Genomic DNA, 11,432 nt, shown 5'->3' with positions numbered 1-11,432 from the left:
CCAAAATACCTACAACTTAAAAGATCGCTTTCAACTTGCTGTTCAGTGCATTCCAGCCATTGGCAACCCGATCCATAAAGCTACGGTCATTTGCCTCTTCTGGCTCCTCCACCGCATCCTGCAAGTCACTCTGGCTAAACATCAGCAAACCCGCAGCCGTTGCGTACATGGAACGGCGCAAGGCTGGCAAGTGCTGGTCATCGGCATAAACCTGCAAGGGGGGATTGCCCAGGTGTGCAGACACTCCAAGCATACGGCGTGCCAAATTGACCATACCCTCAATCTGGCAGGCATCGCCTGTAAGCACCACTCCATGATACAAACCATGAATCGCGCCGCTATGTTCCAGCTCTTCACGAATTGAGGTGAAGATTTCTTCATAACGTGCAATGATGATTTCTGCAAGCTCAATGCGACTGATGGTTTGTGTGCCATCAATGCCCTGCACCTGGATCATGTGGTCTGGCTTCACCACACTCAGGTCTACACAGCCATGCAGAATCTTGATACGTTCGGCTTCTTCAGTGGTGGTCTGTAAAACAGCGGCAATATCACGGGTCACATTTTCACCACCACGCTGCAATGTACGCGCCAGTGCCAAACGCCCATCAAGATAGACGGCGAGATTGGTAATGCCAGCGCCAATGTCAACTAAACAGACACCATATTCTTTTTCATCTTTAAGCAGGCTGGCTTCAGCAGTTGCCAAACAGGACACCACCATTTTTTCCACCCCGATATTGGCCCCTTTCATAGCACGGTCAAGGTTTTGCATGGTACTGATTGGCATCATCATCAACTGATAATGCCCTGTCATGCTATGCGCCGACATGTTTACAGGGTTTTGCACCCACTCACCAGAGTCGCCCAGCTCAAAACCAAGCGGCACGGCACTGGCCAGATAATAGTCTGGCGAGACATGGCTGGCTTTTGCCAGTTCCAAAGCCCGCACCACTTCATTGGTTGTAATAATATGATCATGGTTGGCCACAGGGGTACGGCCCGAAGCATAAAAGCTCTGCAACTCTGTACTTGGAATGGACACCCACGCACTGTGAATACGACACTCTGCCATATCCTCGGCTTCAGACACCGCATTTTTAATGGCGGCAATCACCTTGTCCAGACTGACAATCTTGCCTTTAACCATACCTCGGTTGCGAGCAGTTGCCATGCCAATGACCTGAATCTTATCTGGCGCATGGATCTTACCAATCAAGACTGAGACCTTATGGGTCCCAATATCAATCGCAACAACTGAGGGAACAGCTTCACTCATTACTTCAATACCATATCTTTTGTTGTGTAGTACGGGGGAAAATCTCCCGTTATTTTTAAGCCACGTATTATGGCTTTGCCTGAATTGCACCTGCAAGCTTTGTGTCATCAATCGTTACAACTAACTGACCGTTGACAATCTTGGGCGGTGCCGCGTTCTTCCACTGAATGGCTAGGCCATTGCGGTAACGCAGGTCAATCGCCGAGATGTTTGACCATACAGGTTTAAGATCCGTTTGTGCCAAATGGCTGAGTCGCTGCAACTTGTTCATGGTCTGGTCCTGATCCACAATGATACGCAGACCCGAATCAAACTGCATAAACCACGTCATGCGCTCGGTTAGATACAGCTCTTTTAAACGCAGGTTCGCTGGATGAAACAACTGGTTGATTTCATTATAGCGACGCATCATCATTTTGGATTGGCTGACTGGACCATGAAGCAGCGGCAGGTTTGGATGTGTTTTAGGCACCGCCTCGCTAAACACCTCACCGTTGTCACTGAGCAAACGCCCTGTTCCCCAACGTGCAATTGCATGGCGTGGCATCACCCTCACCCGAATCGCATTTGGCCAAGCTCGTGACACCACCACACGGTCAACCCATGAGACCTTTAAAGCCTGGTCCCGAATTTGTTCTAAATCTGAAGTAAAGTAGTTGTCTTTAATAATAGGATTTAAGTGCTGTGCCAGCTGTTGATTCTCAACATCTGAATTGGTCCCAACAATCTGCAATTGCGCCACGGTTGCATCAGTCATCACTTTATACAAGCCATAAAGACCGATTGCGAGCACAGCGAAAGCGATCAGCAACAGTATCCACCCTCCCGCATTCACCATTTTTTGCTTGGGTGATGGCGGTTTCTCATGGATAGAGCTAATTGCTGCCCGTGGTTTGCGGCGCATGGATGCAGGAAGTTGAGCCATGAATTAAGCCGACTTCGCCAAGGTTTGCTCTAGGATCGCAACACACAGTTGATCAAAACCATAACCCACCGCCTGTGCCGCCTTGGGCACCAAAGAGTGGCTGGTCATGCCAGGCACGGTATTCACCTCCAGCAACCAGAAATTTCCATCCTGGTCCTGCATGGCATCAATACGTCCCCAGCCCTCTGCACCCACGGCCTGAAACGCGCGCAGGCAAAGCGCCTGTAGGTTTTTCTCCTCAGCCTCGCTTAAACCGCAGGGAATCCCATACTGCACATCATCACGCTGGTATTTCGCCTCATAGTCATAAAAGGCAACATCTGCTGGCGGTTGCAAGCGAATCACAGGCAATGGCTGGCCATTCAGGAATGAAATGGTAAATTCACGACCTGTAATCCATTTTTCCGCCATCACTACTGCATCATGCTGTGTGGCTTTTTCAATTGCGTTGGCAAAATCCTCTGCTTTCTCAACCTTGCTCATGCCGACACTCGAGCCTTCATGCACAGGCTTGATAATCACAGGCAGGCCTAAATCCGCGATCACCGCATCTAAGTCAGAATCCTTGGTGACGATGCGATAAGGCGCGGTTGGCAAGTCACTGCCCTGCCAGATCTGCTTGGTCTTGACCTTGTCCATGCCAATTGCGGAACCCTGTACGCCAGTCCCCGTATATGGAATGTTTAGCCATTCAAGAACACCCTGAATCTGGCCATCCTCACCACCACGACCATGCAGCACAATAAAGGCACGGTCATAGCCAACCAGTTCCGTCACGCTACGATCCTGCGGGTCAAATGCCTCTGCCTGTACACCCGAACGCAGCAGCGCCTCTAAAACAGCCTGACCACTATCCAGTGACACAGCACGTTCAGCTGATTTCCCACCAAACAACACGGCAACTTTGCCGAATTTTGCAGCATTTGACACGTTTATATCCTTAAAACTATAAAACTTTTAATATTCACAATACACATTATTTGGCATACAGGCGATGCTGGGCTAATTCTACCGAAATTGCGCCCACGTTACCCGCGCCTTGTGTTAATAACAGGTCATTTGCTTGTAACACTTTTTGTAAAACATTCGGTAAATTACCATCCACAGGATCAACCAGAATCGGCTCCACCTCACCCCGCAGTCGAATGCTGCGTGCCAGCGCACGGCTATCTGCCCCCACAATCGGTTTTTCACCCGCTGGATAGACTTCTAACAATAACAGTTGATCCACCTGCGACAACACATCCACAAAGTCATCGAAACAGTCACGGGTACGGCTAAAACGGTGTGGCTGGAACATCATCACCAAACGGCGGTCTGGGTGGCTGGCACGGGCCGCCTTAATGGTTGCCTCAACCTCTTTTGGATGATGACCATAGTCATCCACCAATTTCACCAAACCCTCGCCAACTTCAAACTCACCCTGAACCTGAAAGCGACGGCCGACACCGCTAAAGCCCTCCAATGCACGACAAATCGCCCCATCAGAAACACCCTCATCAGTTGCCACACCAATGGCCGCCAATGCATTCAGGACATTATGCAGACCTGGCTGGTTGATGGTGACGCGCAATGGCTCACGGTCTTTACGCAACACAGTAAAGTGCGACTGCATGCCATCCTGCACCACCTCAACCGCACGAATATCATTATCCTCACCAAAACCATAGGTCAGGATTGGACGGCCAATACGTGGCAGAATCTCGCGGATATTGGCATCATCACCACAGACCACCGCCAAACCATAGAATGGCAGGTTATGTAGAAACTGGATGAATGTATCCTTTAGCTTGTCAAAGCTACCCTCATAGGTATCCATGTGGTCGGCATCAATATTGGTGACAATCGCCGCCATTGGCTGCAAATACAGGAATGATGCATCCGACTCATCGGCTTCCGCCACAATAAAACGGCTTTCGCCCAGTGCCGCATTAACCCCTGTACTGTTTAGCAAACCGCCAATCACATAGGTTGGATCAAGGTTTTCCTCAGCCAGCATGGTGGTTAACAAGCTGGTGGTGGTGGTTTTACCATGTGTACCCGCAACCGCGATGCCATGACGGTAACGCATCAGCTCACCCAGCATTTCCGCACGGCGCACAATCGGGGTGCGTTGCTCAATGGCCGCCTTGATCTCTGGATTTTCAGGGTCGATTGCCGTTGAAACCACCAATACATTGGCATTCTTAATATTGTCGGCTGAATGCCCAATATAAACCTTGATGCCATTCGCTTCGAGATGCGTGGTGGTTTTGGATTCCTTAATGTCCGAACCCGAAATTTTATAGCCCTGATTTTTTAGAACTTCAGCAATACCACACATCCCCGCACCACCAATACCAACAAAGTGGATATGTTTAATACGGCGCATTTCTGGCACTTTAATCAGCTTTTTGGCTTGGTTTGGATTGGTAGGAGACATAGATAAACTCGAATTACAATTTCTTGATCAGGTCAACCACATGCTGGGTGGCATTCGGTTGTGCTTGTTGGCGTGCATTAATTGCCATTTCAGAGAGCAACTGACGGTTGAGCAAAGCGCCCAACAGTTCTCCCAGAAAGGACGGTGTCATATTGGCTTGCTGGCAAATCCTGGCGGCACCCACATTTGCCAGAAATTTAGCATTGGCGGTCTGATGGTCATCCACCGCAATCGGCAAAGGCACAAAAATCGCCGCAAGGCCCGCGGTCGCCACTTCCGTTACCGTCAAAGCGCCTGCACGACAGATAATCAGGTCAGCCTCACTATAGGCCTTTGCCATATCATGAATAAACGGCTCAACCTGCACCTGTAGGCTTTTAGGCGCATCATGGTAGCGAACACGGGTTAAATCCTGCTGGTTCTGCCCACATTGGTGAAACACTTTTAAAGGAATATTCACCTTGCTTAACGCCTCAGGCAAACGCTCATTTAAGGCCTGCGCACCCAGTGACCCCCCAACAATCAGAACACTAAGGGGCTGCTGCTCCTGTTCACGGGTCTGGTAACGCCATGATGGATTCAAAATCGCAGAAATTTCCGCACGCACAGGATTGCCTGTGGTCACCACTTTATCACTAGTTGGGAAAGTATTTGGAAAAGCCTGACAAACTGTCGTGGCAATACGTGCCAATTGCGTATTGGTAAATCCCGCAATGGCATTTTGCTCATGAATCAGGATTGGAATCCCCAAGATACGTGCAGCCAAACCACCTGGTCCAGCCACATAGCCACCAAAGCCCGCCACCGCATCAACCTTGAGTTGCCGCATATAGCGCATTGCGCTCAGGGTCGCCTTGAGAATCTTGAAAGGTGCGCTGACTTTACGCAACAGGCCATTGCCACGCACGCCCTGAATGTCAATTTGATAAATCGGAATATTTTGGTCTTTGAGTAACCGATTTTCCATACCTGTAGGCGTCGCAAGCCACGACACCTGACAGCCTTCCTGTTGAAGTTGTTTTGCAACAGCCAGTGCTGGAAAAACATGCCCACCTGTACCAGCGGCCATCATCATGACATGTTTGGGTTTGTTCTGCGGTGAATTGGTCACGGTCTAATTCTTCAACTCAAAAAAGAAAGTTATCGTCTATTGTTTTCGGAAGTTATTTTAATCCTAAAGCTTCATTCACGAAAAGCGAATTTCACCTGTTTACAACAGAAAGCCCCGCTTTTTTCAATTGTTTGTTAAAAACAGGGGAGCACTACATCCGATTGCCCATTTGCCTTGCAATCAGCATCAAAAACAAATGGGCAATTCGGCCAACAAACAGGGAGTCTAGTTCGGTTGTCCAGCCTCAAGCACAGTAAACAAGTCATCGGCAATTGAGGTGCCAAACTGGGCATCAATTTCCCGAATACAGGTTGGACTGGTGACATTAATTTCAGTGACATAATTTCCAATCACATCCAGACCGACAAACACCAGACCCTTTTCACGCAGGAAAGGTCCAACCTTTGCAGCAATCATTTTGTCATTTTCAGTCAGTGGACGCGCCTGCCCCAAACCACCTGCCGCCAGATTGCCACGTACTTCACCATTTTGCGGAATACGCGCCAGACAATAAGGAACTGGCTCACCATTGACCATCAGGATGCGTTTATCGCCTTCGACAATTTCAGGGATATAACGCTGTGCCATGATTGGACGTGTCCCCATTTCCGTGAGCATTTCCAGGGTCGAACCAATGTTCACACCATCCTGATACAGGCGGAAAATCCCCATACCCCCCATACCATCCAGAGGTTTCACGATGACATCACCATGTTCCTTGATAAACTCACGAATCAGGCTTTGTTGTGACGTCACCAAGGTCGGAACCTGAAGTTCTGGAAACTGGGTCGCAAACAGCTTTTCATTACAGTCACGTAATGACTGGGGTTTATTGATGATCCAAGCGCCCTCACGCTCCGCCTGTTCCAGAATGTAGGTGGTGTAGACGAAGTTCATGTCAAATGGTGGGTCTTTACGCATCAGCACCACGTCATAGGCGGCGAGCGACTCTTTTTGTTTCTCGCCCAACTCATAATAATGACTGTAGTCTTCAAACACCTTTAATGGTGAGATCAGGCCGAATGCCTTGCCTTGTTCGATATATAAATCCTGTTGCAGTGCATAACCCAGCTCATGTCCACGACGGCTTGCCGCCCATAGCATTGCCATGGTTGAATCTTTCTTGAGATTCACAGTTTCAATTGGGTCCATCACCACAAGTACACGCATAACCTGACGCTCGTATTTTTAATCTTGCCGAAAAGTATAACCAAGTTTTCTGCTTATGGCTGAACAAGTTATGTAAATATTAAATAATAAAAAATCTATTTTATTCAATTATCTACAACAGCATCATCTTTCTTTTTCAATTGTGGGCAGGTTTGGGAAATCTTTGACTCGTTTGAGTTCCAGCCAGATACATTTCCCAACATGCGAATACTGCCTTATGACAATAAACGTTGAATATCCTTGGCAATTTTTTCTGGTTTGGTGATTGGCGCATAACGTTTCACCACCTCACCTTTTTGATTGATCAAAAACTTGGTGAAATTCCACTTTATGCTGCTTCCCAAAAGACCTTTGGCCTCTGAGGTTAAATACTGATAAAGCGGATGGGCAGTTGGTCCATTGACATCAACCTTGGCAAACATGGGAAATGACACGCCATAGTTGCGCTGACAGAAACTGCCGATTTCCTCATTGCTTGATGGGTCCTGGTTGGCAAACTGGTTACATGGAAAGCCCAAAATCACCAAGCCCTGCTGCTGATAGTCCTGATATAGCTTTTCCAGGCCCTCAAACTGTGGGGTTAAGCCACACTGGCTTGCAGTATTCACCACCAACAGCACTTTACCTTGATAGTCTGCGAGGTCCTTTTGCTCACCCTCTAAAAGTTCAGCCTGAAAATCATAAATTTTGGTCATAAGAATTCTCTCTGCAATAAAACTTGTGTATTCCCAAAGTAGCCTTGTTTATTTGTTAAGCTACGGCACAAATAATATTGCACACAATTATATTGTGCGCAAGTTAATTATGCGCAATATACTTTTTATGTTTTTCAATTTATACTATTTTATAGTTATTGCATGTTAAGGACGGGATCATGACTGAGATTGCTTACCTGGATAATCAAGTCTGTTTTGCCATGTACTCGGCGACCAATGCCATGATTCGCCAATATCGTCCATTGCTTCAGGAATATGACCTGACCTATCCACAGTTTATTGTGTTGCTGGCGTTGTATGAAAAAGACAATGTGACCCTGTCTGAAATTGGTCAAAAGACTTTTTTTGACTCAGGAACCTTAACGCCGATTATTAAAAAGCTGGAAGAAAAGCAGTTTTTAAAGCGTGTTGCGGTTAAGGAAGATGAACGCATGAAAAAGGTGATCTTGCTGGAAAAAGCACTTTCTGCAAAAGATGAAATTACCCTGATTCCTTTTAAACTGGCCTGCTCTTTGGGTGTCGACCCCAATGATTTAGTGGTGCTTCATAATCTGTGTCATCGTTTCTTAAAAGGTTTGGAAAGTTCTAAACTCGAAAGTATGAGTGAATAAATGCAACAGGCCATTGTTGGATTTCATCTGGATGAGGAAAATCATTGGGTGGCTGACCTCGCCTGTGGTCATGGTCAGCATGTGCGCCATGATCCACCTTGGCAAAATCGCCCTTGGGTGTTGACTGAACAAGGGCGAAATGAGAAGTTAGGTGTGATGTTGGAGTGTAAGAAGTGTGAAGATGTATAATTCGCATAAGAGATTTTATGTTAAATTATTTTCAATAAGTTATTGTTTTTAATTTATTTAAAAATAATTATCAATTAATCTTTAATTAGAGACTAATCGTAATATGAATATTAAGGAAATTAATGGTCCTTGGAAAAAAGGAATAGTTTTAGATAAACATGTTCTAAAGAGTGAATACCTTGGTGACAATGAGTATGGTCGTCCTATGTTCGACACTAAAAGATCAGACATAGGCCAAGCATTATTTTTATTAAAATATAGAAATGATTGGAACCAAATTCCTACTTTAGTTGATGCTTTATCTTCAGCAATAACTCAAAATTTTAATGAAAAGATAGGATTAATTGTTCCTATGCCTGCATCTAATAATCGTGATCGTCAGCCAGTGTATGGTTTAGCTGAAGGGCTTGGACAAGCTTTAAATATACCTGTGTTTACTAACATTTTACATAAGACAAAAAATGGAACGTCTCTTAAAGATTTACAAACAAGAGAAGAAAAAGAATCAGTATTAGCTAATAGCTTTTCTCTTTATGATGGTATTAGAAACGATGGGCGTTGGAATGTGCTTCTCATAGATGACCTGTTTGATACAGGGGCTACTATGGAGGCTGCTTGTAAAGTGTTAAGCTCATATCCTAAAGTTAAAGATATCTATGTAGCAGCATTAACTTGGAAATAGCAGTGGAAAAAATTTTTATTGCGGGTTCTATTAGTATTAAAAAACTAGATGAATCAGTAACTAGACGTATTGATAAGATGATGAACCAAGGATACGAAATTATCCTTGGTGATGCTGATGGAATTGATAAAGCTGTACAAAATTATCTTAATATTCAAGGATATAATAAAGTCACTGTTTATCATAGTGGTACTACAATAAGAAATAATTTAGGTAATTGGCCTACAAAGTCAGTAGCTACAAAATATAGATTTGGTACAAGGGATTTCTTCACTGCTAAGGATTTAGCTTTAGCAAATGATGCTGACATTGGGGTTATGCTTTGGGATAAAAAGAGTACAGGAACATTAAAAAATATTATTGAGCTTATTAAACAAAAGAAAAAAGTTACTGTTTTTCTTCAGCAGGAAAAGAAATTCCAACGTGTTTATAATATTGATGAATTTTTACTAATTACTCAGAAAATGTCGGAATTATCCCTGAAAAATGCTGATAAAAAAATTAATATATTTCAATCAATTGAGTTAATGAAGAACAAGGAAGTTCAACCTAGTTTTTTATAAAACCAGGTTGAAAAAATATTGATAATTTCATTTTCTGTAAGCTCTATCTCCTAAATAATATAAAATCATCAATGTTATAGTTAACATTTGAGATATTAAAAAGATTATTATCCATCCAACAATCAATATACCTATGTAGTAAAAAACTGATGTAACTAATAAAATATTACTTGAATATAGATATTGAATTAAAAATATAAAAAAGATTGCAAGAAAACATAATAAAGAAATATGTGTTAAGGCATTTGCTAAAAATCTTCGCCTACTCATATTACGCCAATTTCCAGCTATCTTTGCTATAGGCCCCCCTGGAGGGATATCTTTATCTTTATCACCCGCTGTGTCTGATGAACAATCCAAAAAATTTGTTTTTTGTAGAGCGCCTAAAGCAGCTAGTGAGGCTATATAGAATCCTGGCAAAATTTGTAAGCTACTAATGATGATGCTGAATTTTTCGTTTAGAAAAAATGGAGTAGCACCAAGTATTAAAAAAATAGCATGAATAAGAGTAGCGTAAGTGGCGAACTTTATAGGCCAAATCCAATCAATGTCTTTTTTGAAGCCATAGAAAGGTTGATTATCTCCATTATGCCATCTAATTTTTAAATACTTGAAAGGTAATTCCTTGAGTTCGTCCACAGAATTTGACCTTATGAACTATTTTTTTGTTTACTAATTCGCTTCAATGTATCAAATACATTTGAATCGAACTTTATATCTTTTGGCAGGGAATGTCTCTCAAAGTTATCAATCCAATGCTTTTTAACAGCAATAGTCGAAATAGACTCATTTAGAATATCCAACTCAACTTTTCTTTCATGGTCTCCTTGTCTAAAAACTAATTTATGACTGACCTTAACCTTTTCTTGAGTTTTTTTCCCTAAAACATGTTTATCAGTAAATTTCTTTAAACCTTCCGAGAATTTTGCTAAGGATTCTTTTTGGCTGAAAGATGGTTTTAACTCAAATGACTGTTTAGATTCATATAAGTTTGATAACTCTTCATGAAATTTAAGCTCATTGGTTTTTGTAATTTCAACTCTTAAAAAATCACCACTTTTTATCCTTTCAACGATATCTTTATCTTCTACTGGATCAATAGATGTAACGATGCTGAAATTCATAATTTCATCTAAACCACCTACATAGATTTCTTCAAATAACTCAGGATTTGTTGCTTTTAAACGGATTGTATCAAGAATAAAGTTAAACAACTCTCGAATTGTCCCTAAAGAAGTTCCTCGATTTGCTTCAAAGAATAAGTTTGCTTTTGTCTTATCTTCTGTTAATTGAATTAATACATGAGTTCGTTTGATATGGCTTTCATTTTGATTGAAGTTAATAACAGACTCTTCATCTTTTAATTCATTATACTTTCTTAAATCCTCTGCTTCTTTATCTAAACAAGCAAAAACACATTCAATATAAGATTTATCATCAGAAATATGAATGTGATCTAGATGATGTGAATAACGTTCTTTAGCTGTAAAGACTTTAATTTTTTTTATATCAGAATATTCTTTAATAGCATTGAATACATTAAGGACTAAAGGCTTTGTAGATGGAGGGCCTGCCAATTTCTCTTTTGGTAGTCTTTTTGATTTAAAAGTTAATTCATAAAAGCAGATACATAAATCATGAGTAACAAATTTCTTGTTATTTTCGATTGAGTTCGCATCTTCTACAGCTAATACGTTTGTGTGAGTATTCATACATAAGCAACTTATATAATTTATAGAGATATCTTATAAAAAAACTACTAAG

Annotated in this window: 13 protein-coding genes; 4 read left to right on the top strand and 9 right to left on the bottom strand. The window is 42.8% G+C overall.

What is annotated here, in order from left to right; all coding sequences use genetic code 11:
- Positions 1-16: 16 nt before the first annotated feature.
- The 7 genes from ftsA to N5J47_RS16985 form a co-directional block, all read right to left on the bottom strand.
- Positions 17-1,279 carry a cell division protein FtsA gene (gene ftsA / locus N5J47_RS17015; protein WP_279961175.1) on the bottom strand — a complete coding sequence of 421 codons (1,263 nt, stop codon included), beginning with the start codon at positions 1,277-1,279 and terminating at the stop codon, positions 17-19.
- Between the two features lie 67 nt (positions 1,280-1,346).
- Positions 1,347-2,204: a cell division protein FtsQ/DivIB gene (locus tag N5J47_RS17010; protein WP_279961174.1), complete on the bottom strand. Its 858-nt coding sequence runs from the start codon at positions 2,202-2,204 to the stop codon at positions 1,347-1,349.
- A 3-nt stretch (positions 2,205-2,207) separates the two neighbouring features.
- Positions 2,208-3,134 (bottom strand): D-alanine--D-alanine ligase, encoded by a 927-nt coding sequence (locus N5J47_RS17005; protein ID WP_279961173.1) that lies wholly within the window; start codon positions 3,132-3,134, stop codon positions 2,208-2,210.
- A 46-nt stretch (positions 3,135-3,180) separates the two neighbouring features.
- Complete coding sequence (gene murC / locus N5J47_RS17000; protein ID WP_267981276.1) at positions 3,181-4,626, bottom strand: UDP-N-acetylmuramate--L-alanine ligase; 1,446 nt, start codon at positions 4,624-4,626, stop codon at positions 3,181-3,183.
- A 13-nt stretch (positions 4,627-4,639) separates the two neighbouring features.
- Positions 4,640-5,737 (bottom strand): undecaprenyldiphospho-muramoylpentapeptide beta-N-acetylglucosaminyltransferase, encoded by a 1,098-nt coding sequence (gene murG / locus N5J47_RS16995; RefSeq protein ID WP_279961172.1) that lies wholly within the window; start codon positions 5,735-5,737, stop codon positions 4,640-4,642.
- A 225-nt stretch (positions 5,738-5,962) separates the two neighbouring features.
- A complete protein-coding gene (gene gshB / locus N5J47_RS16990; RefSeq protein ID WP_279961171.1) occupies positions 5,963-6,907 on the bottom strand; it encodes a glutathione synthase in 945 nt (314 codons plus the stop codon).
- 215 nt (positions 6,908-7,122) lie between these two features.
- Positions 7,123-7,602 carry a glutathione peroxidase gene (locus tag N5J47_RS16985; protein ID WP_004760419.1) on the bottom strand — a complete coding sequence of 160 codons (480 nt, stop codon included), beginning with the start codon at positions 7,600-7,602 and terminating at the stop codon, positions 7,123-7,125.
- A 179-nt stretch (positions 7,603-7,781) separates the two neighbouring features.
- Here N5J47_RS16985 and N5J47_RS16980 point away from each other — a divergent pair, with 179 nt between their 5' ends.
- The 4 genes from N5J47_RS16980 to N5J47_RS16965 all read left to right on the top strand — a co-directional run bounded on the left by N5J47_RS16980 (position 7,782) and on the right by N5J47_RS16965 (position 9,668).
- Positions 7,782-8,234 carry a MarR family transcriptional regulator gene (locus N5J47_RS16980; RefSeq protein WP_279961170.1) on the top strand — a complete coding sequence of 151 codons (453 nt, stop codon included), beginning with the start codon at positions 7,782-7,784 and terminating at the stop codon, positions 8,232-8,234.
- On the top strand, positions 8,235-8,423 hold the full coding sequence (locus tag N5J47_RS16975; RefSeq protein ID WP_279961169.1) for a DUF3565 domain-containing protein: 189 nt from the start codon (positions 8,235-8,237) through the stop codon (positions 8,421-8,423).
- 103 nt (positions 8,424-8,526) lie between these two features.
- Positions 8,527-9,105, top strand: coding sequence for a ComF family protein (locus N5J47_RS16970; RefSeq protein ID WP_279961168.1), 579 nt, complete (start codon positions 8,527-8,529; stop codon positions 9,103-9,105).
- A gap of 2 nt (positions 9,106-9,107) precedes the next feature.
- Positions 9,108-9,668 carry a hypothetical protein gene (locus tag N5J47_RS16965; RefSeq protein WP_279961167.1) on the top strand — a complete coding sequence of 187 codons (561 nt, stop codon included), beginning with the start codon at positions 9,108-9,110 and terminating at the stop codon, positions 9,666-9,668.
- Between the two features lie 27 nt (positions 9,669-9,695).
- On the opposite strand, the gene N5J47_RS16960 is transcribed toward N5J47_RS16965, so the two are convergent.
- The gene (locus N5J47_RS16960; protein ID WP_279961166.1) at positions 9,696-10,307 is read right to left on the bottom strand and encodes a hypothetical protein; all 612 of its coding nucleotides are present in this window, start codon (positions 10,305-10,307) and stop codon (positions 9,696-9,698) included.
- 11 nt (positions 10,308-10,318) lie between these two features.
- Complete coding sequence (locus tag N5J47_RS16955; protein WP_279961165.1) at positions 10,319-11,380, bottom strand: hypothetical protein; 1,062 nt, start codon at positions 11,378-11,380, stop codon at positions 10,319-10,321.
- Between the last annotated feature and the right edge of the window lie 52 nt (positions 11,381-11,432).

This window comes from Acinetobacter sp. GD03645 (assembly GCF_029845285.1).
Lineage (GTDB): Bacteria > Pseudomonadota > Gammaproteobacteria > Pseudomonadales > Moraxellaceae > Acinetobacter > Acinetobacter corruptisaponis.
The sequence above is the reverse complement of the archived record's forward strand: the minus strand, read 5'-3'. Positions and strand labels throughout refer to the sequence as shown.

Coding starts and splice junctions, on each gene's coding strand:
- N5J47_RS17010 (WP_279961174.1), bottom strand. CDS start 2,204: ATGGCTCAACTTCCTGCATCCATGCGCCGCAAACCACGGGCAGCAATT.
- N5J47_RS16975 (WP_279961169.1), top strand. CDS start 8,235: ATGCAACAGGCCATTGTTGGATTTCATCTGGATGAGGAAAATCATTGG.
- ftsA (WP_279961175.1), bottom strand. CDS start 1,279: ATGAGTGAAGCTGTTCCCTCAGTTGTTGCGATTGATATTGGGACCCAT.
- murC (WP_267981276.1), bottom strand. CDS start 4,626: ATGTCTCCTACCAATCCAAACCAAGCCAAAAAGCTGATTAAAGTGCCA.
- N5J47_RS16985 (WP_004760419.1), bottom strand. CDS start 7,602: ATGACCAAAATTTATGATTTTCAGGCTGAACTTTTAGAGGGTGAGCAA.
- gshB (WP_279961171.1), bottom strand. CDS start 6,907: ATGCGTGTACTTGTGGTGATGGACCCAATTGAAACTGTGAATCTCAAG.
- N5J47_RS16970 (WP_279961168.1), top strand. CDS start 8,527: ATGAATATTAAGGAAATTAATGGTCCTTGGAAAAAAGGAATAGTTTTA.
- N5J47_RS16955 (WP_279961165.1), bottom strand. CDS start 11,380: ATGAATACTCACACAAACGTATTAGCTGTAGAAGATGCGAACTCAATC.
- N5J47_RS16980 (WP_279961170.1), top strand. CDS start 7,782: ATGACTGAGATTGCTTACCTGGATAATCAAGTCTGTTTTGCCATGTAC.